Annotated in this window: 21 protein-coding genes; 5 read left to right on the forward strand and 16 right to left on the reverse strand. The window is 71.0% G+C overall.

Annotated features, from left to right (window positions below; genetic code table 11):
* Positions 1–485: 485 nt before the first annotated feature.
* The 4 genes from HF323_RS14120 to HF323_RS14135 all read right to left on the reverse strand — a co-directional run bounded on the left by HF323_RS14120 (position 486) and on the right by HF323_RS14135 (position 4,427).
* Positions 486–1,472 (reverse strand): LLM class F420-dependent oxidoreductase, encoded by a 987-nt coding sequence (locus HF323_RS14120; RefSeq protein ID WP_169583438.1) that lies wholly within the window; start codon positions 1,470–1,472, stop codon positions 486–488.
* A 10-nt stretch (positions 1,473–1,482) separates the two neighbouring features.
* Positions 1,483–2,334 (reverse strand): site-specific DNA-methyltransferase, encoded by an 852-nt coding sequence (locus HF323_RS14125; protein WP_317451104.1) that lies wholly within the window; start codon positions 2,332–2,334, stop codon positions 1,483–1,485.
* 93 nt (positions 2,335–2,427) lie between these two features.
* Positions 2,428–3,477: a biotin/lipoate A/B protein ligase family protein gene (locus HF323_RS14130; protein WP_169583443.1), complete on the reverse strand. Its 1,050-nt coding sequence runs from the start codon at positions 3,475–3,477 to the stop codon at positions 2,428–2,430.
* A gap of 98 nt (positions 3,478–3,575) precedes the next feature.
* Positions 3,576–4,427 carry an alpha/beta fold hydrolase gene (locus HF323_RS14135; protein ID WP_169583445.1) on the reverse strand — a complete coding sequence of 284 codons (852 nt, stop codon included), beginning with the start codon at positions 4,425–4,427 and terminating at the stop codon, positions 3,576–3,578.
* Positions 4,428–4,513: 86 nt separating this feature from the next.
* Here HF323_RS14135 and HF323_RS14140 point away from each other — a divergent pair, with 86 nt between their 5' ends.
* Complete coding sequence (locus tag HF323_RS14140) at positions 4,514–4,978, forward strand: MarR family transcriptional regulator (RefSeq protein WP_169583447.1); 465 nt, start codon at positions 4,514–4,516, stop codon at positions 4,976–4,978.
* A 32-nt stretch (positions 4,979–5,010) separates the two neighbouring features.
* Complete coding sequence (locus tag HF323_RS14145; RefSeq protein ID WP_169583763.1) at positions 5,011–6,351, forward strand: MFS transporter; 1,341 nt, start codon at positions 5,011–5,013, stop codon at positions 6,349–6,351.
* A gap of 27 nt (positions 6,352–6,378) precedes the next feature.
* Here the strand turns inward: HF323_RS14145 and HF323_RS14150 are convergent, their stop codons facing one another.
* Positions 6,379–7,617, reverse strand: coding sequence for a D-arabinono-1,4-lactone oxidase (locus HF323_RS14150; protein ID WP_169583764.1), 1,239 nt, complete (start codon positions 7,615–7,617; stop codon positions 6,379–6,381).
* Positions 7,618–7,806: 189 nt separating this feature from the next.
* Here HF323_RS14150 and HF323_RS14155 point away from each other — a divergent pair, with 189 nt between their 5' ends.
* Positions 7,807–7,953 carry a hypothetical protein gene (locus HF323_RS14155; RefSeq protein WP_169583449.1) on the forward strand — a complete coding sequence of 49 codons (147 nt, stop codon included), beginning with the start codon at positions 7,807–7,809 and terminating at the stop codon, positions 7,951–7,953.
* 65 nt (positions 7,954–8,018) lie between these two features.
* On the opposite strand, the gene HF323_RS14160 is transcribed toward HF323_RS14155, so the two are convergent.
* From HF323_RS14160 to HF323_RS14170, 3 genes are read right to left on the reverse strand one after another with little or no spacing between them, the layout of a single operon-like run.
* Entirely contained in the window at positions 8,019–8,864 is an 846-nt protein-coding gene (locus HF323_RS14160) for a transglutaminase family protein (RefSeq protein WP_169583451.1), read from the reverse strand.
* Positions 8,861–9,793: an alpha-E domain-containing protein gene (locus tag HF323_RS14165; protein ID WP_169583453.1), complete on the reverse strand. Its 933-nt coding sequence runs from the start codon at positions 9,791–9,793 to the stop codon at positions 8,861–8,863. Before HF323_RS14165 ends, HF323_RS14160 begins: the two co-directional genes overlap by 4 nt.
* A complete protein-coding gene (locus HF323_RS14170; protein WP_223169465.1) occupies positions 9,787–11,655 on the reverse strand; it encodes a circularly permuted type 2 ATP-grasp protein in 1,869 nt (622 codons plus the stop codon). Before HF323_RS14170 ends, HF323_RS14165 begins: the two co-directional genes overlap by 7 nt.
* 137 nt (positions 11,656–11,792) lie before the next feature.
* Between HF323_RS14170 and HF323_RS14175 the strand changes: the two genes are divergently transcribed.
* Entirely contained in the window at positions 11,793–13,298 is a 1,506-nt protein-coding gene (locus HF323_RS14175) for a molybdopterin-dependent oxidoreductase (RefSeq protein ID WP_169583765.1), read from the forward strand.
* Between the two features lie 63 nt (positions 13,299–13,361).
* Positions 13,362–14,054 carry an FCD domain-containing protein gene (locus tag HF323_RS14180; RefSeq protein WP_169583455.1) on the forward strand — a complete coding sequence of 231 codons (693 nt, stop codon included), beginning with the start codon at positions 13,362–13,364 and terminating at the stop codon, positions 14,052–14,054.
* Between the two features lie 2 nt (positions 14,055–14,056).
* Here HF323_RS14180 and rocD read toward each other — a convergent pair whose 3' ends face one another.
* The 8 genes from rocD to HF323_RS14220 form a co-directional block, all read right to left on the reverse strand.
* Positions 14,057–15,283: an ornithine--oxo-acid transaminase gene (gene rocD / locus HF323_RS14185; protein ID WP_169583457.1), complete on the reverse strand. Its 1,227-nt coding sequence runs from the start codon at positions 15,281–15,283 to the stop codon at positions 14,057–14,059.
* 17 nt (positions 15,284–15,300) lie between these two features.
* Positions 15,301–16,179, reverse strand: coding sequence for a dimethylargininase (gene ddaH / locus HF323_RS14190; protein ID WP_169583459.1), 879 nt, complete (start codon positions 16,177–16,179; stop codon positions 15,301–15,303).
* Positions 16,180–16,318: 139 nt separating this feature from the next.
* Positions 16,319–17,368 carry an NAD(P)-dependent alcohol dehydrogenase gene (locus tag HF323_RS14195; RefSeq protein WP_169583461.1) on the reverse strand — a complete coding sequence of 350 codons (1,050 nt, stop codon included), beginning with the start codon at positions 17,366–17,368 and terminating at the stop codon, positions 16,319–16,321.
* Between the two features lies 1 nt (position 17,369).
* Positions 17,370–17,585 carry a helix-turn-helix transcriptional regulator gene (locus tag HF323_RS14200; protein ID WP_169583463.1) on the reverse strand — a complete coding sequence of 72 codons (216 nt, stop codon included), beginning with the start codon at positions 17,583–17,585 and terminating at the stop codon, positions 17,370–17,372.
* The gene (locus HF323_RS14205) at positions 17,585–18,019 is read right to left on the reverse strand and encodes a hypothetical protein (RefSeq protein ID WP_169583465.1); all 435 of its coding nucleotides are present in this window, start codon (positions 18,017–18,019) and stop codon (positions 17,585–17,587) included. Before HF323_RS14205 ends, HF323_RS14200 begins: the two co-directional genes overlap by 1 nt.
* A gap of 254 nt (positions 18,020–18,273) precedes the next feature.
* Entirely contained in the window at positions 18,274–18,630 is a 357-nt protein-coding gene (locus HF323_RS14210) for a hypothetical protein (RefSeq protein WP_169583467.1), read from the reverse strand.
* A 41-nt stretch (positions 18,631–18,671) separates the two neighbouring features.
* Positions 18,672–22,472 carry a bifunctional proline dehydrogenase/L-glutamate gamma-semialdehyde dehydrogenase gene (locus tag HF323_RS14215; RefSeq protein WP_169583469.1) on the reverse strand — a complete coding sequence of 1,267 codons (3,801 nt, stop codon included), beginning with the start codon at positions 22,470–22,472 and terminating at the stop codon, positions 18,672–18,674.
* A 115-nt stretch (positions 22,473–22,587) separates the two neighbouring features.
* A complete protein-coding gene (locus HF323_RS14220) occupies positions 22,588–23,205 on the reverse strand; it encodes a hypothetical protein (protein ID WP_169583471.1) in 618 nt (205 codons plus the stop codon).
* Between the last annotated feature and the right edge of the window lie 193 nt (positions 23,206–23,398).

Consider the following 23,398-nt stretch of genomic DNA (forward strand, 5'->3'; position numbering starts at 1 on the left):
ACCCGACACGCGTCGACGACGTCGGGGGGTGCATCCCGCGCGAGATAGGTGCCTTCACGGGCGCGGATCAGGTCACCGCCTCTCACGGCTGCTGCGATGTCGCGCTTCGTCAGTCCATCGCCGAAGAGATCGGACCGCCGCAGGACGTGAGGGGTGGGAGTCTTGATGCGCTCAGCGCGAATGGATCCGGTCACCCCGCCCAGCGTCGTCGGTCAGAGGACCCTCTGGCGGCCGGCTGCGCGAAGGGAGGGACGACCGCGATCTCCCTCCGACTGTGGAGGAGCGGAACAGATTCAGGCAACCCACGGCATGGCCCCTCGGGGCGACAGGAGTCGGCGGCGTGTCTCCTGAATCTGGCACGCTTCTCCACCGGCCCCGCCCCGGCCGCCGCCCGGCCCAGCCCCTGCCCCGCCCCGGCCGCCGCCCGGCCGTTCCACCGGCCCAGCCCCGGCCGCCGCCCGGCCCGGCCCGGCCGAGGGCGCGGCTCAGGCCAGCGCGGAGATGACGTCGCGCTCGAAGAGCTGCACGCCCGAGCGGTCGTACGCCGCCTCGGGGAAGTAGTGGATCGCGTATCCGAGCCCGTGCCGCTCACGTTCGGCGAGGCGCTCGGCGACCTGCTCTGCCGTGCCGAAGGCGGGCGAGTTGCGGTACTCGTGCTCGATGCGGTCGGCCCGCTCCTGGCCCACGTGGGGCAGCAGTCGCGCCTTCACGGCGGCGAGGCGATCGGATGCCTCGGCCTCGGTCTCGCCGACGATGGTGTTGAAGTTCGCCGAGCGGGTGATCGAGCCGAAGTCCCGCCCGAGGGCGTCGCAGTGGCCGCGCAGGATCTCGCTCTTGCGGTCCCACTCCTCGAGCGACCCGTTGAAGTTGGTGTACGCGGCGTACTTCGCCGCGATCTTGAGCGTGACCTTCTCGCCGCCGCCCGCAACCCACATCGGGATGCCGCCGTCCTGCAGCGGCAGCGGGCGGACGATCGCCCCGTCGACCTGGTAGTGCTTGCCGCCGAGGGTGGCGGTGCCGGTGGTCCAGGCCTGGTGCATGATCTCGACGCCTTCGCGCAGCATCGCCAGGCGGTCGCGGACCTCGGGGAAGCCGTAGCCGTACGCGCGCCACTCGTGCTCGTACCAGCCGCCGCCGATGCCCATCTCGACGCGTCCGCCCGACACGATGTCGACGGTCGCGGCGACCTTGGCGAGGTACGCGGGGTTGCGGTAGCCCATGCAGGTGCACATCTGACCCAGGCGGATGCGCGAGGTCGAGGCGGCGAACGCGCCCATGAGCGTCCACGCCTCGTGCGTCGCCTCGCCCGAATGCACCGGCGTCGTGTGGAAGTGGTCGTAGACCCACAGCGACTCCCATGGTCCGTCGTCGGCCTGCTGGGCGAGGGTCGCCATGACCCGCCAGTGGTCCTGCGGGTCGATGTCCACGAGATCGAATCGCCAGCCCTGGGGGATGAAGGTACCGAAACGCATGTTCTCCAGCCTAGGAGGCCTGCGCGGTGCCGGACGCGATGACGGTGGCGTGAGGCATCCGCTCGCTCATCACCGCGATCGCCTCGGGGTTGTCGTCGACGAGCACGGCGTGCCGGCCGAGCGCCGATGCCACGGCTCCGGTCGTGCCGCTGCCGGCGAAGAAGTCCAGGACCCGGTCGCCCGGGCGGGAGGATGCCTGCACGATGCGCCGCAGGATGCCCTCCGGCTTCTGCGTGGGGTACCCCGTCTTCTCGCGTCCGGTGGTGGGCACGATCGTGTGCCACCAGACATCAGTCGGAAGCTTGCCGCGGGCGGCCTTCTCGGGGGTGACGAGTCCGGGTGCCATGTAGGGTTCACGGTCGACGGCCTCGGAGTCGAACCAGTACCGTTCCGGATCCTTGACGTACACGAGGATCGTGTCGTGCTTCGTCGGCCATCGGCGCCGCGTCTTCGCCCCGTAGTCGTAAGCCCAGATGAGCTCGTTGAGGAACCGTTCGCGCCCGACGAGCGCGTCGAGGAGCACTTTGGCGTAATGGGCCTCGCGGTAGTCCAGGTGCAGGTACAGCGTGCCGTCGTCGGCGAGGAGCCGCCACGCCTCGAGCAGTCGCGGCTCGAGGAAGCCCCAGTAGTCGTCGAACCGGTCGCCGTAGGCTCGCAGGTCGCCCTTCAGCCGCTCGTACTCGCGGCCGTGGAAGCCGCGGCGCACGACGACGTCACCGGGCCGCTCCTCGCGCGGCGGGCGGGCGGTCTCGAGCGCCCGTTCCTGCGTGCGCCCGGTGTTGAAGGGCGGGTCGAGGTAGACGAGGGTGAACGACCCGTCCGCGAAGCCTCGGATCACGTCGAGGTTGTCGCCGTGGTGGATGTCGACGGATCCGGATGCCTCGGCCCCCCCGCCGCCGACGCTGCGGCCGCTCGCGGCGGACGCCGGCCCCGCCTTCTCACTCACCGGACACCATCACGGCACGCGGCGCAGCCACGCGTCGGTGGCGAACTTCGACTCGACCAGCGCCTCGGCCTCGGCGTATTCCTCTTCGGTGATATGCCCCGGGACAGCTCCGTACAACGTGCCGAACGTCTCCTTGAACCGCTCGATGATCGCCTCGCGCGGCAGACCTGTCTGCCGCCGGAGCGGATCGACCCGCTTGGCGGCCGAGACGGTGCCCTTGTCGCTGAGCTTCTCGCGGCCGATGCGCAGCACCTCGGTCATGACCTGGCCGTCCATGTCGTAGCTCAGCGTGGCGTGGTGCAGCACGCCGCCGTTCGCGAGACGCTTCTGGGCCGCGCCGCCGATCTTGCCCTGCGGAGACGCGATGTCGTTGAGCGGCTGGTAGACCGCTTCGATACCGAGGGAGCGCAGGGCCTGCAGCACCCAGTCGTCGAGGAACGCGTACGAGTCGGCGAAGGTGAGTCCGGCGACGAGCGATGCCGGCACGTACAGCGAGTACGTGACGATCGAGTTCGCCGCCATGAGCATCGCCCCGCCGCCCGAGATGCGGCGCACGACGTCGAACCCGTGGCGCGCAGCACCTTCGGGATCGACCTCATTCCGCAGGGACTGGAACGAGCCGATCACGACAGCCGACTCATCCCATTCCCACAGCCGAAGCGTGGGCCGGCGTCGACCGTCGCCCACACGACCCGTGAGCACCTCGTCGAGGGCCAGGTTCATGCGCGGCGACACGGGCTTCTCGTGGACGATCTCCCAGTCGAAGTCGCGCCATCCCGGCGCGGTCACGAGGGCGCGGCGCACGGCGGTGCCGACGGCTTCGGGCGTGAACCCCAGCAGCTGGGCTCCCTCGGGGAGGGCGGAGCGGACGGCTGCCGCGATCGCGGTGACGTCGGACACGATCGGGAGGCCGTTCACGGCGGCGTCGATGTCGTCGAGGGCGGAGTCCGGCTCGAGGAAGAAGTCCCCGGCGAGGTGGAAGTCGGCGATGCGGCCGTCGCGCTCTTCGAGGTCGACGACGACCAGCTTGCCTCCGGGCACCTTGTATTCGCCGTGCATGCGCTCCAGCCTATTGGCCAGCGCACGACGCGGCCCCGGCGGCGTGACCGTCGTCAGCGCGCGGCGTCAGGCGGCTGGCGGTGTTGGTCGCGGCGCGATCACTCGCGCGACGGGAATCGCTTGTCGAGCCACGCGAGGAGGTCGGCGCGGACCTCGGCCTGCGAGACGTCGTTGAAGATCTCGTGCCGTGCGCCCGGATACACGAGCGTCGTCACATCGGTCAGACCGGAGCGACGGCGGTAGGCGTCGGCGAGCCGATGCACGCTTCGGGGGCCGCCGACGGTGTCGTCGCGCCCGACCATCAGGAGGACGGGGATGTCGACGCCGAGGTTCTTGCGCGGCTTGCCGAGGAGCCTCAGGGTGTCGGCGGGGCCGAAGAGCTTCGCGAGCGGGACGTTCGTGGTCAGCGGGTCGTCGAGGAACGCGCGCCCGACCGCGGGGTCGGAAGCGAGCCACTCCATGCCCATGGCGTCCGGGCCGTTCCACGGCGCGTTCAGGTCACCCGGGTTGAGCGATCCCGGCCACAGCAGGGCGCTCCCGCTGAGCACGACGCCGTCGTACGCCTCGGGGCGATCGTTGACGAGCCGCTGGGTGATGAACGACCCCCACGAGTGCCCCAGGATGATGAGCGGGAGACCCGGGTTCTCCTCCCGGATGAGGTCGGTGAGCTGGCGGCAGCCGGCGAGAGCGGCCCGGTACCCGCCGGGGCCCAGGCGCCCGAGCTTGGTGGCGTCGCCGCCGTGGTGCCCCATCCCGGTGCGTCCGTGCCCGCGGCGGTCGTCGGCGTAGACGATGAAGCCTGCTGCGGTGAGGGCGCCGATGAGCGCGCCGTAACGGCCTGCATGCTCACCGACGCCGTGCAGCAGCTGGACCACGCCCCGAGGCTCGGCCTTCGCGGGGTGGACGTCGTAGACGATCGCGATGCCGTGCGCATCGATGAACTCGGGCATGCGGAGAAGTCTAGGGTGCGCGCGAGCGGATGCCGGGGCATCCGCTAGTCCTTTAGCCAAACTAATGAGCTATGCTAAGTAAACGCATGAGCACTGATACGAAACCGACGACGACAGCCACCGACTTCCCCGACGACCATTCGGCCGCGGCCTCCCAGCTGCGCATCGCCACCTTCCGGCTGGCGCGCCGTATGCGCACCCAGCGCGCGGTCGACTCCATGAGCGACGGACACTTCGCCGTGCTCGCAGCGCTCTGGGTGCACGGCCCTCACACCCTCGGAGAGCTCGCCGACCGCGAACGGGTGTCGGCTCCCTCCATGAACCGCACCGTCAACGGCCTTCAGGAGGCGGGCTACATCACTCGCTCCGCCGACCAGTCCGACGGGCGCAAGGTCGTCATCTCGCTGACCGACGAGGGTCGGGGCGTCGTCGACGAGACGGCGCGCCGTCGCGACGCGTGGGTCGAATCCGCGCTCGCCGAACTCACCGTCGAGGAGCGCGAGACGCTCGCACGGGCCGCCGCCATCATGGAGCGGATGGCCGCCCGATGAGCCGCCGGTCCTCGGCCCGTGAGTCGAAGCCGATGTTCCGCTCGTTCTCGATCTTCAACTACCGGGTCTGGTTCATCGGCGCGCTGGTGTCGAACATCGGCGCCTGGATGCAGGCGACGGCCCTCAGCTGGGTCGTCCTCACCGAGCTGACCGAGAACGACGCCGCAGCGATGGGTGTGACGATGGCGCTGCAGTTCGCTCCCCCGCTCCTGCTCGTGGGCGTCACCGGATGGGTCGCCGACCGGTTCGAGCGCCGGCGTCTGCTCGTGGTGACACAGGGTCTGCTGCTGCTTCTCGGGGTCGCGATCGGCGTGCTGCTGCTCCTCGGCGTGATGACGCTGCCGATCATGTACTCGTTCGCGCTCGCGCTCGGCGTCATCGCCGCCTTCGACAATCCGGCGCGCCAGGCCTTCGTGTCCGATCTCGTGGCGCGCGAGATCGCGTCGAACGCCGTCGCCCTCAACGCCGCGTCGTTCAACGGCGCGCGCATGATCGGCCCGGCGGTGGCGGGAGTCCTGATCGTCGCCGTGGGCACCGGCTGGGTGTTCCTTGTCAACGGCGTGACGTTCCTCGGCATGATCGTCGCGCTGCTGCTCATCCGCACCGACGAGCTGATCCCCCGCGTCAAGGCACCCGGTGCGAGCCGGCTGGCCGACGGCTTCCGCTATGTCGCACGTCGCCCCGACCTGATCGTGACGTTCTCGATGGTGTTCCTCGTGGGCGCCTTCGGCATGAACTTCCCGATCTTCGCCTCGACGATGGCGCTCGAGTTCGGGCAGGAGGCCGACGGCTACGGACTGCTCAGCTCGATCCTCGCGGTCGGCTCGCTCGCCGGCGCCCTCATGGCCGCACGGCGCGACCGCGCCCGCATCCGCGTCGTGATCGGCGGGACGCTGCTGTTCGCCGTGGCTGCGACGGTGTCCGCGATGATGCCGACGTACTGGCTGTACGCGGTGACGCTGATGTTCACCGGCTTCGCCGTCGTGACGATGCTGACGACCGCCAACGGCTTCGTCCAGACCACGACCGATCCCGCCCTTCGCGGCCGGGTGCTCGCGCTGTACATGGCGATCCTCATGGGCGGCACGCCGATCGGCGCTCCGATCGTGGGCTGGGTGGCGGCCGAGTTCGGTCCCCGCGTCGCCATCCTCCTCGGAGCCGGCGCCGCGCTCGTCGCCTTCGCCGTCGGCGCGACGTGGCTGATCGTGTCGGGCCGGCTGCACCGCAGCGAGCAGAACCGGTTCCGCCTGACGATCGACGAGACGCGGCCCCTCTCGGTCGTGCAGCCGCTGCCTGAGGAGTTCAGCGACGAAGTCGCGTCGACGACTCCCGTACGGATCCCCGAGGAGGTTCGCGAGCGCCGCGCGAGCTGAGCGAAGGGCAGCGGCGGATGCCTCGGCTCAGCGGGCTTCGCGAATGCCGACGCGCTCGAGATGGGCGTTCGTGAACCGCCCTTCGGGATCGAGGCTCTCGAAGACCGCCCGCGTGTCCGCGAGGCGCGGGTGCACGCGTTCCAGATCGTCACGACCGAAGCCGTGCAGCTTCCCCCAGTGCGGCCGTGCTCCGAACGCGGCGAGTGCTCCCTCGACGTGCGGCAGCACGCGCGCGACGCCCTCGGGGTCGTTGCGCCACGTGAAGTGGATCGCGAGGAGGTCGCGGGCATAGGCCGGACTCAGCCACAGGTCGTCGGCAGCCGCGGTGCGCAGCTCGCTCACGAAGAGGAGAGGCCGCACCAGGTCGCCGAGCGCGAGCATGGCACGGAGCGCGTCGGGCGCGTGCTCGCGTGGGACGAAGTACTCGCTCTGGATCTCGTCGCCGAACGACGGCGTGCCGTCGAGGCGGAAGTGCGGCAGCCGGAGCATCCACGGTCCTGGCACGCCGCGCAGTTCCGTGATGTCGGCAACGCCGGCGAGGGGTTCGGCGTCCGGGTCGCGCACACCGTCGAGCAGGTGGTCCGCAACGGCATCGGCGTCGTGGTCGAGACGCGTCTTCACCCACACGAACGCCAGGGATTCGGGTTCCCAGCGCGTGAAGACCGACACCGAGTAGCCGGCGCCCGTGACCGAGCTCAGGGACGACAGCGCCGCCTCCCACGACACCCCCCGGTAGACGTCCTGCCGCACCCGGTACGTGGGCTCCACCGCGAGGTCGAGCGACAGCACGACGCCGTAAGCGCCGAGCCCCACCGCGAGCGCCGGGAACTCGCCATCGCCGTGCCGGATCTCGCGCACGGCTCCCGAGGCGTCGAGATACCGGATGCCTCGCACCGCCGTCGTGAGGACCCCGTTGGCGTCACCCGAGCCGTGGGTGCCGGTGGCGGTGGCCCCGGCGACGGAGATGTGCGGCAGCGAGCCGAGGTTGTGAAGGGCGAGCCCACGCTCCTCCAGCCACGACGCGAGCACCCCGTACCGCGTTCCCGCCGCCACCCGAACGACCCCGTCACCGAGGTCGAAGCCGCCCTCGAGACCCGCCAGGTCGATGAGGGTCCCGGTGGTGTCGGGCAGGTCGGTGAAAGAGTGCCGCGTGCCGAGCGCGCGCACGCGTCCCGTGCCGGCCACCGCCCGCCGGACGTCATCCTCGGTGCGCACGGCCACGATCTCGGGTGCCGCGTACTCGTATGTGCCCGCCCAGTTCCGCATCACGGGGCGACTGTACACCGGACGCCGATCGCGACCGGGAGGGATGCCGAAGCTGGGTCTGCGCCCGGAGGCTCTCCGCGCTCGCGCAGCGCCCCGCATCGCGCCTGGCGCTGGCGCTGGCGCGTTCCCTCCTGATTCGCGCGCGTCAACCCCGATGCCGCGCGCCGCCGCCGCACCTAGCGTGAGGGCATGGACGAACGCCACGCCGAAGACCAGCCCCACGAGACGGACGCCCCCCTGGGCGGCGACGAGACCACCGAGGCACAGCTGGAGGCCGACAATCCGGCCGAGGAGGAGATGCTCAAGACGCTCGACCCCGACTCGCCGCCGGCCTGACCCGCGTGTCTTGCTCCCCCGGTCGTTGAGCGAGGAGCGGAGCGACGAGACGAAACGCGCCTGAGCTACGCCTCGCGCGTGATCGTCACCTTCACGTGCAGGTGCGACTTGAAGGGACCGGCGTAGACCCCGCGCAGGGGCGGCACGTCACCGTAGTCCCGGCCGCGCCCCACGAGCACGTGGCGGTCGCCGATCTCGATGTTGTTGGTGGGGTCGAAGCCCTGCCACTCGCCGGCGAACCACTCGATCCACGCGTGGGACTCGCCGGTGACGGCGACGCCGACTTCGGCGGACGGACGCGGGTGCAGGTAGCCCGAGACGTACCGCGCCGGAATGCCCACTTCGCGCAGTGCCCCGAGGGTGATGTGCGCGATGTCCTGGCAGACGCCCTTGCGGGCTTCCCAGGCGTCCTGCGCGGTCGAGTGCACTCCCGTGATCCCGTGCATGTACTCGACGGCGTCGCCGATCCCGGTTGCGATGGCGTGGGCCGCACGGCCGGGGTGGTCGTGCTGTGCGGCGATCGATCGTGCGAGCTCGGCGACCTCGGGGTGCGGGCGCGTGCGTCCGGTCTGCGTCATCTGCTCGACCGTCTCGATCGAGCGGCTGGCCTCACGCGCGAGCGCGTGCCACGAGAGGTCCACGTGCTCGAGCGGGCGCGGGCGCACCTCCACCAGCGAGCGGGCCGTGATCGTGAGCGACGTGTGAGGCGACAGCACGTCGAAGGCGGCGACGCGCGTGCCGAAGTAGTCGACGTACTGGTTCACCGACGTCGACGGCTCGATGTCGAGCGACGAGTTGAGCACGAACTGACTGTCGGTCGATCCCGGTAGCATGCGGGCCTCGTTGTAGGAGGCCGAGACGTCGCCCTGGTAGCTGAAGCCCGTCTGGTGCTCGATGCGCAGGCGCTTCATGAGATCTCTCCGATCCAGCTCGGTTCGGCCTGCGTCGGGAAGAACCTCCCGCGGATCGCCTCCGACGCCTCGCGCGTCACCTTCTGCACGCGGTCCATATGCGCGGGCAGTTCGCCGAGGATCTCGGAGATCGGCCGGTACTCGAGGTCGTTGCGGATCTGGCCGAGCGCACGCAGCACGGTATTCGAGTGCCCGACGCGGTCGGCGCGGGGGTCGATGGCGCTCATGCAGTCCTCCGCGCGCTGGATCGAGTAGATGATCGACCGCGGGAACAGCCGGTCGAGCAGCAGGAACTCGGCCGCGTTCTTGGCGCTCGGCATCCCGCGGTAGGTGCGCAGATAGGCCTCGTAGGCGCCGCACGATCGCAGGATGGTCGTCCAGGACGGTCCGGATGCCTCGGTCAGCGACCGCGTCGCGAGCAGGCGCGCCGTCATGTCGGTGCGCTCGATACTGCGGCCGAGGGTGAAGAACTGCCACGCCTCGTCGCGGCTGGTGGAGGAGTCGACGATGCCGACGGCCAGCGCCGCGCGCTCGCGCACCCACTGGAAGAACTCGTGCACGCGATCGGCCTGCAGCCGGCGAGGCATGCGGGCGTTCGTGGTGTTGAGGGTCTCCCAGAGTTCCGTCGAGACGATCTCGCGTGCGCGGCGGGCGTTCTCGCGGGCCGCGGTCAGGGCGTAGGCGATGCTCGACGGGTTCATGCGATCCACCGCCAGGCGCGCCAGCACGTCGGAGCGACGCACGTGCTCGACGCCCTCGGGCGGAAGCGAGCCCATCACGCTGAGCAGCGACCGGCACGCGGTGTCCTCGTCGATCCAGGGGTCCTCCAGCAGCAGCTGCAGGTGGACGTCGAGGATGCGGGCCGTGCCGTCGCTGCGCTCGATGTACCGCCCGATCCAGAAGAGCGACTCCGCGATGCGGCTCAGCATGAGCCACCGCCGTCGAGCGTGTCCCGAAGTTCGTCGCCTGGGCGTCGCGCAGGCGACGAACTTCGGGACACGGGGCGGAAAGTTGGGGACAAGGGTGCGGGAGCGGGGGCGAGACCGGATGCTTCCGGGCGCGTGGGTCCAGTCTGGGCTCGCGCCTGCTGCTGCTGTTCAGCCTGCGAGCTGTGCGGCTGGCCGGGAGCCTGCTCCTGCTGCTGCTGCTCGTGCTGGTCGCGGCGCCCTGAGCCGGCAGGATCGCGCGGAGAGTGGGCCGGCTCGGGCTGACCGTCGTAGATGATCGGGATCGCTGCGGTCACGGTCGCCGCCTGGTCTGCGACCAGCCCTGACACCCCGTTGCCCTGGCCGTACTCCACGTGCGACGGAGCCGAGCCGCCGATGACCCAGGTGTCCTTCGAGCCGCCGCCCTGGCTCGAGTTCACGACGAGCTGGCCCTCGGGCAGCGCGACCCGCGTGAGACCGCCCGGCAGCACCCAGACGTCCTCGCCGTCGTTCACCGCGAACGGACGCAGATCGGCGTGACGCGGGCGCATCCCGTCCTCGACCAGCGTCGGGATCGTCGACAGCATGACGACGGGCTGCGCGATCCACCCGCGGGGGTCGGCCAGCAGACGCTGGCGCAGCTTCTCGAGCTCGGCGGGCGAGGCATCCGGCCCCACCACCAGTCCCTTGCCGCCGGAGCCGTCCACCGGCTTCACGACGAGCTCGTCGAGGCGATCGAGCACCTCTTCGAGCGCGCCCGGGTCTTCCAGCCGCCAGGTGTCGACGTTCTTGAGGATCGGCTCCTCGGCGAGGTAGTACCGGATGAGTTCGGGCACGTAGGTGTAGAGGAGCTTGTCGTCGGCGACCCCGTTGCCGACCGCGTTCGCGATGGTGACGTTGCCCAGGCGCGCCGCCAGCATGAGACCGGGAGCTCCCAGCATCGAGTCGGCGCGGAACTGCAGCGGATCGAGGAAGTCGTCGTCGACGCGGCGGTAGATGACGTCGACGCGCTTGGGTCCGCGGGTCGTTCGCATGAACACCTTGCCGCCGACGCACAGAAGGTCGCGCCCCTCGACGAGTTCCACGCCCATGAGGCGGGCGAGCAGGGTGTGCTCGAAGTACGCGGAGTTGTACACGCCAGGCGTCAGGACGACGACGTTGGGGTCGTCGATTCCAGCCGGGGCGGAGGCCCGCAGCGCCGCGAGGAGCTTGTTGGGGTAGTCGCCGACGGGCCGCACGCGCATCGAGACGAACAGCTCCGGGAGCGTCTGGGCCATGACACGGCGGTTGGAGATCACGTAGCTGACCCCCGACGGCACACGCACGTTGTCTTCGAGCACGCGCATCTCGCCGTGCTCGTCACGGATCAGGTCGATGCCCGAGACCTGGATGCGCACGCCGTTGGCCGACTGGATCCCGGCCGCCTGACGGTAGAAGTACTGCGACGACGCGATGAGGCCCGCCGGAAGCACCTCGTCGCGTACGCAGTGCTGCCGCCCGTACGCGTCGTTGAGGAACGCCTCGAGCGCGAGCACGCGCTGCTTGACGCCCGCCTCGACCCGGGACCACTCGTCGTACGTGATGACGCGCGGCACCGCGTCGAGCGGGAAGGGGCGCTCCTCGCCGGCGAAGTCGAAGGTCACGCCCTGCGCGAGATACGAGCTCGCCAGCGAATCGGTGCGGCCGCGCAGCTCCTCCTGGGTCATCTGCGCGAGCGCCTGATAGAGCTCCTTGTACGCCTCGCGCGACTCCGCGAGCGCGCCCGGATGCGCCGGGCTGCCGAACATCTCGTCGTACGCGGGGACCCCGGAGGCCGTCTTGCGCGGCGCCAGCGTGGAGCCGTAGCCGTCGAACAGATCACCCATGCCACGAGCCTAGTCGCGGCCTGTTGCCGGGTTGTTTCGCCTGCCGCCCGTGGGGCCGGACGGAGACGTACGCTGTGAACGTGACGTCGTCGCGCGGGGACCGCGGCATCCCGGCGCCCCTCGCCTGGGCGGCCGGCATGGGCGCGGTCGTGTTCGGAGCCGGACTCGGCGAACTGACCGGGGCCGTGTTCGCGCCGTCGTCCGGGCCGTTCGCCGCGGTCGGCGGGGCGCTCATCGATCTCGCCCCGTCGTGGGCGAAAGACACTGCGATCGCGCTCTTCGGCACCGCCGACAAGCTCGCGCTCCTCGTCGGCATGGCGATCGTCGTGCTTCTGCTCGCAGGCTTCGCCGGGTGGCTCGAAGCCCGGCGGCCGCCCTGGGGCCGGGTGACCGTCGTGGCCTTCGGCGCCGTCGGAGCCGTGACGGCGGTGACGCGCGCCGACGCCGGCCCGTTGGCGTGGCTCCCATCCGCCGTCGCGGGCGTGACCGGGGCGATCGTGCTGTGGTGGCTGATCCGGATGCTGCGCCCCGCCTTCCCCACGACATCCCGCTCCGCTACCGGGGCAGGCGCCCCGCCGAGCCGGCGCACGTTCCTGGTGTGGACGGGGGCGGCGGCCGCGGGCGGCGTCCTCGCCGCGCTGGCGGCGTCGGCGATGCGCACCGGGAGCAACGCGCTCAACGCGATCCGCTCCGTGGTGCTGCCATCCCCCGCCGTGGCGGCGCCTGCGGTTCCGGCGGGGGCCGAGCTCGGCCTGCCGGGGCTCGCGAGGGTCGTCACCCCGAACGAGCGGTTCTACCGCATCGACACGGCACTGATCGTGCCGGCCATCGACCCCGCCGACTGGAGTCTGCGCATCCACGGCATGGTCGAGCGAGAGGTGACTCTCACGTGGGACGAGGTGCTCGCGCTCCCTCTCGAGGAGGGCTACACGACGCTGGCGTGCGTGTCCAACGAGGTGGGCGGCAGCCTCATCGGCAATGCCCTGTGGCTCGGCTACCCCGTCCGCGAGCTGCTCGCACGCGCCCGGCCGACGAGCGAGGCCGACATGGTCCTCTCCCGGTCGATCGACGGGTTCACCGCCTCGACTCCGCTCGAGGTTCTGACCGATGACCGCGCGGCGATCCTCGCCGTCGGCATGAACGGCGAGCCCTTGCCCGCCGAGCACGGCTTCCCGGCCCGGCTCGTCGTGCCGGGCCTCTACGGCTACGTGTCGGCGACGAAGTGGGTCACCGAGCTGGAGGTGACACGGTTCGACCGGGCTCGCGCATACTGGACCGACCGCGGCTGGTCGGAACGGGGTCCCATCAAGCTGCAGTCCCGCATCGACGTACCCCGCCGCGGTCAGGGGCTCAAGGCGGGCGAGGTCGTCATCGCCGGTGTCGCGTGGCAGCAGCACGTCGGCGTCGCGGCCGTCGAGGTGCAGATCGACGAGGGTCCTTGGCAGCCGGCGGAGCTGGCCACCGCGATCTCGGACGACACCTGGGTGCAGTGGAGCGTGCCGTGGACGGCCGACGTAGGTGACCACCTCATCCGCTGCCGCGCCACGAGCGCGACCGGCGAGGTCCAGACCCCCGACCGGGCCCGCCCGGCGCCCGACGGCGCCACGGGGTGGCACGAGCGATTCGTCAGCGTGTTCGCCTGACTCCCTGGAAAAGGACCCGTCCGGCTGTAGCATTCCGGGAACCCTTTACCCGACGGAGGCGCGGTGCCCGATACGCTCGACCGTTTCGTGGAGCGCCTGCTCGCCCTGGCGACCATCGATGACGACACCGGCGCCCGGCGCCTTCCCCCGGAGCGCGAACTCGGCGATGCCCTGGGTATGAGCCGCGGCGCGCTGCGGGAGCAGCTCGCGGTCCTCGAGCGACTCGGATTCCTCCACCGCACGCAGGGCCGAGGCACCTACCTCGACACCCCGTCGTACGGGTTCGTGCGCACCTACTTCACGATCGCGCGCTCTCTCGGCTACATCGCCGACTCCGACGTCTCGGACGCGCGGGTCATGGTCGAGGAGGCGGTCGCCGAGGCCGCGGCGCGGAGCGCGACCGCCGAAGAGATCGCCGGACTCCGCGAAGCCCTCGACCGGATGGACTCCGGCGAGCGCGACGGCGACATCGCGCGCATCCACGAGGCCGACGCCGACTTCCACCGCAGGCTGCTGCAGATCGTGGACAACCCGGTGCTGAGGTTCCTCCAGGAGGGCCTGCGCCGGGCACTCGACGACGACATGCGCGCGCGACGCGAGTCGGTCGAGCGCGGACGGGCCGGCGACGAGTTCGACCGGTCCCACGAGGACATCATCGACGCGATCGAGGCCGGCGACCCCGAGGCGGCGCGCCTCGCGATGCGGCGGCACTTCGGCATCGCGACCGGCGCGGAAGCGGAGCGCCGGGCGGGCTGAGCTCAGCCGGCGAGGACCACCCGCAGCTGCTCGACGGCCCAGTCCAGTTCGGTCGCCCGGATGACGAGGGGCGGCGCGATGCGGATCGTGTGTCCGTGCGTGTCTTTCACGAGCACGCCGCGGGCGATGAGGCGCTCCGCGACCTCGCGGCCCGTGCCGACGGCGGGGTCGATGTCGACGCCCGCCCACAGTCCGGCGACCCGAACCGCGGTGACGCCGTTGCCGACGAGGGCGGCGAGGCGCGCCTCGAGGTGCTCCCCCAGCGCCTTCGCGCGCGTCTGGAACTCGCCGGAGGCCAGCATCTCGACGACCCGCAGCCCGACGGCCGACGCCAGCGGATTGCCGCCGAAGGTCGAGCCGTGCTCGCCCGGGCGGATGACCCCGAGCACGTCGCGGTCCGCGACGACGGCGGAGAGGGGGAGGATGCCGCCGCCCAGCGCCTTTCCGAGCAGATACACGTCGGGAACGACGCCCTCGCGATCGCATGCGAACGTTTCGCCGACACGGCCCAGACCGGACTGGATCTCGTCCGCGATGAACAGGACGTTGTGGCGCGTGCAGATCTCACGGACCGCGCGGAGGTACCCGTCCGGCGGGAGGATGATCCCCGCCTCGCCCTGGATCGGCTCGATGAGCACCGCGGCGGTGCTGTCGTCGATGGCCGCCTCGATCGCGGCGGCGTCACCGAACGGCACCTGGACGAATCCGGGCGCGAACGGGCCGAAGCCGTCGCGAGCCTGCGGGTCGTCGCTGAAGCCCACGATCGTGGTGGTCCGGCCGTGGAAGTTGCCGTGAGCGACGACGACGGTCGCGGCATCCGGAGCGATCCCCTTGACGCGATAGCCCCACGCCCGCGCCACCTTGATGCCCGTCTCGACGGCTTCGGCGCCCGTGTTCATCGGCAGCACCAGGTCCTTGGCGCACAGGTCGGCCAGGGCCGCGGCGAAAGGTCCGAGGCGGTCGTTGTGATACGCGCGGCTGGTGAGGGTGAGCCGGTTCAGCTGCTCCTGCGCGGCGGCGAGCAGGGCCGGATGCCCGTGACCGAAGTTCAGGGCAGAGTAGGCCGAGAGCAGATCGAGGTAGCGCTTGCCCTCGACGTCGGTCACCCACGCGCCCTCGCCGCGGGAGATCACGACCGGGAGCGGGTGGTAGTTGTGGGCGACGTGCTCGTGCTCGTCCGCGATGATGCGGGCCATGGCGGTGTCGAGGTCGGGCGAGGTGGCGGTCATGGGATGCGTCTCCTTCGTCAGCGCCGCAACTCGAGGGTGCAGCACTTGATGCCGCCGCCGCCGAGCAGCAGCTCGGACAGGTCGACGAGCACGGGGTTGTAGCCGCGCTCGCGGAGCTGGGCCTCGAAGCCCGTCGCGCGCGGCGAGATGAGGACGTTGCGTCCGTCGCTGGCCGAGTTCAAGCCGAACACGGCGCCGTCCTCGTCGGCGACGAGGATCGCATCGGGGTAGCGCTCCTCGAGGATGCGGCGGCTCGGCTCGTCGAACGCACCGGGCAGGTACGCGATGTTGGCGTTCTGGACGCCACCCGGGCCCTCGACGGGGTCGAGCACCGAGATGGCCGTGTCGAGGTGATAGAACCGCGGATCGACGAGGCTCAGGCTCACGACCTCCTTGCCGAACACATCGGCCAGTTCGCGGTGGCTGTCGCCGGTCGAACGGAAGCCGGTGCCGGCGAGGATCGTGTCGCCGACGAGCAGGAAGTCGCCCTCTCCCTCGTTGACCTCGACGGGATCGACGACGTCGAAGCCGTTGGCGCGGAACCAGTCCATGAATGCCGGCGCCTCGGGACCGCGCTCGGCGAAGCGGAACTTCGCGCCGTACGCGACCCCGTCGATCACGAAGCCGCCGTTGGCGGTGTAGACCATGTCGGGCAGCCCGGCGATCGGGTCGATGAGGTGCACGTCGTGCCCCAGCGCGACGTAGGTGTCGTACAGCGTCTGCCACTGCGCAACGGCCTTGGCCGTGTCGGTCGGGTTCGCCGGCTCCATCCAGGGATTGATCGTGTAACTGACGGTGAAATGCTCCGGCCGGCACATCAGGTAGGTGCGGTGCTGCTGGACGCGGTCCGTGATCGCGGACGCCTGAGCGGTGGGCGCGGTGTTCTGCGCGGACATCTTGCTCCTCGGGGAAGGGGCGGCGGACGCTGTCCAGAGGCCCGGCGGAGCTGCGGAAGCCGGCACACGGGCACGCCGGTGTCATTGTCTCATGACCGCCGTCGAATGCCTCTGAACCCCCAGCGAACCCGAACCTCCCTCAGGACCGCTGTTGTGCGATGTCGTCAGGGTGGATCACCACGATCTTCCCGACGGCGTGACCGCCGTCGACGTGCGCGAGCGCCGCGCCGGCCTCCGCGAAGGGATACGTCCGCTCGATCCGCGGGCGGAGGGCTCCGGATGCCGCGAGCTCGAGCAGCCGGCTCAGCACGTCCGTCTTCGCCACCGCCGCGAGCGGCCGCAGCGGCCGCTTCGAGCCGATCGAACGGAGGGATGCCGCCGCGAGCCTTCCGACCGGACCGAGCACACGGCCCCCCTCGCCCGACACGAGGACGACCGCGCCGCCGTCCTTCACGAGCGCCTGAAGCGCGCGAAGGGGCGCGGTGCCGGCGATGTCGATGACGACGTCGAAATCGCCGCCCAGCTCGGCGGACCCCGGCTGGACCGACCGGTAGTCGAAGGTGCGCACCGCGCCGAGCTCTTCGACGATCGCACGGTTGCGCTCGCCGCACAGCGCCCACACCTCGGCGCCGCGGTGCGTGGCGAGCTGCACGGCGAACGTCCCGACCCCGCCTGACGCGCCGATGACCAGCACGCGCTGCCCGGCGGAGACCCCGCCGCGATCGAGGGCCTGCCAGGCGGTCCCGCCCGCGATGGGCAGCGCCGCCGCGACCGTCGGGTCGAGCGCGGCAGGACGGCGCACGAGCCGTTTCGCCGGTGCGACCGCGTATGCCGCGAGTCCTCCGCCCGCGGGCAGTTCGCACACCACCTCGTCGCCGGGGGCGAAGCCGACGACGTCGGGGCCTGCTGCGATGACGGTCGCCGCGGCATCCATCCCCCGCACCGGCTGCCGGGGGCGACGCCAGCCGAACGCCGGCCGCACGAGGAGCGGCTCGCCCCGCATCACGCGGATGTCGCCGTTGTTGAGACCGGTGGCGCGCAGGCGCAGCAGCACCTCGCCTCCCCGGGGTGGCGGCACGTCGATGCTGCCGAGGGTCACCGCCTCGGGACCGCCGTAGCGTGTCTGGTGCCAGGCAGGCATGGTGTCGGTCGAGAGCGGTGCGGCGGTCTCGGGCGTGGAGTCGGTCATGTCAGTCCTCCGGGTAGTGGAAGAGGTCGTCGAGCCCCACGCGGAAGACGCGGGAGATCTGGAAGGCGAGCTCGAGCGACGGCGAGTACCTGCCCTGCTCGATGGCGATGAGGGTCTGGCGCGTGACGCCGACCTGCTTGGCGAGCTCGGCCTGGGTCAACCCGGCAGACTCGCGCAACGTGCGGATCGAGTTGGTGACGCGAGTGGGCTTTACCATCAGACGAGCCCGCGCCGGTAGGCGATGACGCTCGCGATGCCGCCGACGATCGCCGAGACCGCGAATCCATAGAACATCGTGTTCGCGATCCAGAACCAGTCGAGCTCGAGCGCGCACTCGATGATGACGCCGAGCCCCGCGATCACCAGGAACGCCTGGCCGACGCGCGTGCTCATGTGGCTGATGTCGCGGTCGCGCTGATCGGACGTGCCGACACCGTCGGGGTCGCGCATGCCGGCGAGGATGCCCCACACGATGCTGACCACGATCGCGGCGACGATGCTGCCGCCGATGGTCCACAGCATGAGCGGCACCCAGTCGACATCCTCGACCGGTCCTCCCGCCGCTTGCTGCAGCACCAGCACGGTGTAGATCGCCATGCCGATCACGCTGACGACGAGGCTCGCCCAGACATTGCGCTCCTCATAGACCATGGCATCCTCCGATGTCTAGAATGTTTGACATTGTGAGGGTACGGCCGCCGAGGCATCCGTGTCAAGAATTCTTTACACTCGGCTGCTTCATCTGCACGAAATCGATCTCGCACCGTCCACGGATCGTCGGTTTCGCACAGACGAGCGCACCGATGACGCGGACGGGCTCTAGCGAGCCGGCGTCGGCTGAGCGCCTCCGGCCACCGGTCGGGTTTCCCGAACCGGTCGACGCTCCGGCGACAGTTCGCCGCGTGTCACCGAGGCCGGCGGTGCCCCGCTTTCACTCCAAGCCAGTAGATCGCGACACCCGCGTAGCCGAATACGGCGCTGGCGGTGGAGAAGGCCCCCGCACTCTCGGGCTCGCCGACCCACAGGCCGCAGGCTGCCAGCAGAGCACCGAATGCAGCCGAGAGCCCCGCCCAGCCGATCCACGGCGCAGCGGCATGGTGCACCTGCCACCACGCATCGTCGGAATCACGAGTGATCCGAAGCGCAATGCCGATATAGGGGTTGCGTGGCCAGCGGCGCAGGCGAATCAGGACGTACTGAACGAGGCACAGAAGCGCCCCCAGGGTGAAGCCGAGGAAGAGGACGACGAGATCACGACTCATCCGTGGAACACGCCTCCGTCATCGCCGCCGTGGTCGGCCCCTCAGATGACCGCCTCCGACCACCGGTCGGGGTTGCCGAAGCGGTGGGCGGTGATCGTGACCGACTGCTCGCGCAGGAACGGCAGCAGCTCCAGGCGCCCTGCCGTGGTCACCTCGTTGTCATAGACCGCCAGGTCGGGGTCGCCCCCGACCGCCGTCGACAGCGCGCGATGCAGCGACGCGACAGCGCCGCGCGAACCGACCAGCCGCACGCGCGGGGGTCGGGAAGCGGATGCCTCATCCGCCGCCGCCGCGACGATATCGGTCGCCGGCGCGGCCATGCGCTGAAGCCATTCCTCTTCGCTCTCGACGAAGACGCCGACGCTGAGGCCGCTGAGCGCCCGGCGCACCTCGGCGGGAACGCCCGCAGGAGTGCTGAGGGTGAGCACCGAGCCGGCGCGCAGGCCCGCGAGGACGACGCGCAGGATCGCCTGCCACGTCGCATCGGCGGTGGCGCGGATTCCGACTGCCGGCACGGGCCGATAGCGGAACAGGTTCCGCTCGACGCCGAGACCCGAGACGTCCTTGACCTGGCCGAACTCGCGGTCCCACGCGATCGCGTCGGACAGCGCGCCGCGGCGCAGCCACTCGAAGGATTCGTAATCGAGCGACGGCTGGGCTGCTTCGATCACCGTGGTGATGCGCGAGTCGAGGCCGCGAAGGTGCAGCGTCGCCGACGTGGGGCCGCCGCTCGTCGCCCGCCACGATCCCAGGCCGATCAGGTAGTTCGGTCCGCCCGCCTTCGTGCCCGCGCCGACCGACGAGCGCTTCCAGCCGCCGAAGGGCTGGCGCTGCACGATGGCGCCGGTGATTCCCCGGTTGACGTAGAGGTTTCCCGCTTCGACCCGGTCGAGCCACACCGCGAGATCGTCGGGGTTCTGCGTGTAGAGCCCCGCAGTGAGGCCGTACGCGACGGCGTTCTGCAGCTCGATCGCGTGGGCGAGCGAAGGGGCGTGCATGACCCCGAGCACCGGTCCGAAGAACTCCTCATGGTGGAACCTCGAACCGGGGAGCACTCCCGTGCGGATTCCGGGCGACCACATGCGCCCGGCGAACTCGGGGCCGGCGTCGACCGGCTTCGGCTCGACGAGCCACTTCTCGCCGTCGTCGAGCGTCGTGAGCGCCCACTCGAGCTTTCCGCGCGGCGGCTCTACGACCGGACCGACCTCCGACAGCGGGTCGGCCGGAGGTCCGACACGAAGCGACGTGGCGGCGTCGACGAGCTGCCGGGCGAACCGCTTCGAGCGTCCGACCGGTCCCACCAGGATCGCCAGCGAGGCCGCCGAGCACTTCTGGCCGGCGTGGCCGAAAGCGCTCTTGATGACATCGGATGCCGCGAGGTCGAGGTCGGCCGAGGGCATGACGATCATCGCGTTCTTGCCGCTGGTCTCGGCCAGCAGTGGGAGTTCCGGACGCCACGACCGGAACAGCGCTGCGGTCTCGAAGGAGCCGGTGAGGATCACCCGGTCGACGGCGGGGTGCGAGATGAGCGCCTGGCCGAGACCGCCTTCGTCGATGTCGACGAGGGCGAGCACGTCACGCGGAACGCCGGCCTGCCACAGCGCCTCCGCCACGACCGCGGCGCACCTCCGCGCCTGCGGAGCAGGCTTGAAGACGACTCCCGAGCCCGCGGCGAGCGCGGCCAGCACGCCGCCAGCGGGGATGGCGACGGGGAAGTTCCACGGCGGGGTGACGACCGTCAGGCGCGCGGGCTCGAACACCGCTCCGCTCACGCGGTCGAGCTCGCGCGCGGTCGCCGCGTAGTAGTTCGCGAAATCGACCGCCTCGCTCACCTCGACGTCGGCCTCGGCGAAGATCTTGCCCGTCTCGGACGCGGCGACCTCGATCAGCTCGGCGCGGCGCGCCTCGAGCTCGCGCGCGGCGGCGGCGAGCACGGCGCCGCGCTCGGCGGCGGGCTGAGCGCCCCAGTGGGCCGCGGCATCCGTCACCGCCTTCACCACCGACTCGAGAGCTGTGACGTCCTCGATGCGGGCGGCGGCGATCGTGTCGTCTCCGGCCCGCGACGCGGGGATGCGGGACAGGATGCCTCTCGCCCACGCCCGGTTGGCCGGGAGGGCCGGATCGGTATCGGGCGCATTGCGGAAGCCGGGAGCGCCGGCGGCCGTATCGGCGGTCTGCCGAGGCGCGTAGACGGCGGTCTCGACGAACGCGTCTCCGCCGAAGAGCTGCTCCTCCGCGGAAGGGGCGATCGGTGCGGTCTCGGCGGGATCGACGCCGGCTGCCCGGGAGATGCCGAGCACGGCCTGCGTGAGTCCGGCATCGTCTGCCCCGGCCGCACCGCTCGGGCGGGGAGCCGCGGCTGACGCGTCGGTGACCGGGGCGGTGCGGTCCTGGGTGCGAGTAGGCCCCAGGGCCAGCGCCGGATCGGCGGCGCGCTCCAGCGAAGCCAGGAAGCGGTCCCGCTCGCGGGCGAACATCGCCGGGTCGTCGGCGAGCTCGAAGGCGGCCGAGAGGAAGTTGTCGCTCGACGCGTTCTCCTCGAGGCGGCGGACGAGGTAGCTGATCGCGACGTCGAACTCGTCGGGACGCACCACCGGAACGTAGAGGAGCACATGGCCGACCTCGCGGGCGACGGCCTGAACCTGCCCCTGCGCCATGCCGAGGAGCATCTCGAACTCGATGTCGGGCGAGGTGTCGGCGGTTTCCGGCATGCCGTGCGTCGAGACGGTCGAAGCAGCGCCGCGCACACCTGTCTCACCGGCGAGAAGCCAGGCGTACGCGATGTCGAAGAGGTTGTGCCCGGCGACGCCGATGCGCACGGCGGCGATGTTCTCAGGGCGGAGCGCGAAGTCGAGGCAGCGGACGTAGTTCGCGTCGGAGTCGACCTTCGCGTCGTAGGTCGCCAGCGACCAGTCGTGCATCACGGCGTCGACGCGCTCCATGGCGAGGTTCGCGCCCTTCACGAGGCGCACCTTGATGCGGGCGCCGCCGTCGGCGACGCGGCGCTGCGCCCACTCGGTGAGCCCTTGGAGGGCGGGCAGCGCGTCGGGGAGATAGGCCTGGAGGACGATCCCGGCCTCGAGCCCGCGCAGCCGCGGATCTTCGAGGATGCGCGTGAACACCGCGATCGTGAGATCGAGGTCGCGGTACTCCTCCATGTCGAGATTGATGAACGTGCGGTCCGTCACCGCGGAGAGGTACAGCGGCGTCAGGCGCTCGACGACCTTGTCGACGACCTCGTCGAAGGCCCACATCGAGATGTGGCTGGCGATCGCCGAGACCTTGACCGAGACGTAGTCGACGTCGGGACGGCGGATCAGCTCGTGGATGCCTTCGAGCCGGTGCAGCGCCTCCTGCTCACCGAGCACCGCCTCGCCCAGCAGGTTGAGGTTCAACCGCGCGCCCGTCTCGCGGATGGCCGCGATCGCCGGGCCCAGCTTCTCAGGTCGCGCGTCGACCACGAGGTGGCCCACCATCTCGCGGAGCACGCGGCGGGCCACGGGCACGACCGGCGATGGCAGAACGGGCGCCACCGCCCCGCCGAGTCGGACGGCGCCGCGCAGATACCAGGGAAGGAACTCCGGCACGAGGGGGGCGACCCGGTGCAGATTGGATGCCGCGGCCGTCAGACTCTCGGGGCGCATCACGCCGTCGACGAACCCGATCGTGAACGGAAGTCCGTTGGGGTCCTTGAGCACGCCGGCCAGTCGCTCGGCAGCGGGGTCCACGTCGACCTCTGCGCTCTCGGTGATCCACCGCTGCGCCAGCACCACGGCGCGCGCAGCGAGGTCGTCGCCGGATGCCGTGAGGTCGGTGTCCCCCCGGTAAGGGTCGGTCACCATGCGACAAGCCTAAGCTCTGCGACGCTCCCTGTTCCGCCGCGGGGCGGCGGGTGTGGAGACCGCGCCACAGCGTTGCGGCGCAGGAACCGCGCTCCGGTGCCCCCGCGCGGATCGGTCAGACGCGATCGGTGCGCGGGTCGCCGGTTCGACGGCCGTCGGCCACACCGTCGCCATCGACGTCTGCGGGCGAGCTCCGGAACACCCGGCGGTCCTCCGTGGTCGTTGCATCGGCGTCGCCCGGCACGTCTGCGGCCCGCTCGTCGCGCACCTCGGCGCGGGAATCGGACGCGTCGTCTCGGCGCGCTTCCCTTCGCGTGGTCGCGTCGGCCGCGGCATCCGCCCCGTCGTTCGAGACGTAGGGGTCGACCTCGTCGGCTTTGCGCAGCGTCTCCGCCTGCGCGGCTCGATGCTTCTCGGCATCTGCCTGCAGGTCGCCGATCTCGCCCGCGCGGCGCTCCGCGTCGAGCGAGGCCTGTGCCGCCTGCGCTTTGGCACGCTCCGCCGCGGCGGCCGCGGAAGCGGCATCGGCGCGGGCCTGGGCCACCTCCGCCTCGTGTTCGCGGGCGGCCATCTCGGACTGGCGGGCATCGGCCCGCAGCTTCTCGGCCTTCTCGTGCTGCGCCTGGGCGCGCTTGTCGCGGCGTCCGCGTGCGGTGAGCATCAGAACGACGACGACGACGATCGCGACGACCACGATCGCGACGATGATCCAGATGAGAGTGCTCGTGTCCACGGCGCTCGCCCTCCTTCCGCGCCGGCGGAGATACCGGCGCTCCCGGTGACAGGCAATCGGAGCGGCGGCCGATCGGCAAACCGCTTGCGGGGCCGGCGGCCGTGCGCTACGCCGGCGCGGGACCGATCCGAGACCACCAGCGAACGCCCCGGCCGAAAAGCGAAAAAGCCCGCCACTGTGCGAAGGCCCCGCT

This window comes from Microbacterium sp. MF43, assembly GCF_012847295.1.
Lineage (GTDB): Bacteria > Actinomycetota > Actinomycetes > Actinomycetales > Microbacteriaceae > Microbacterium.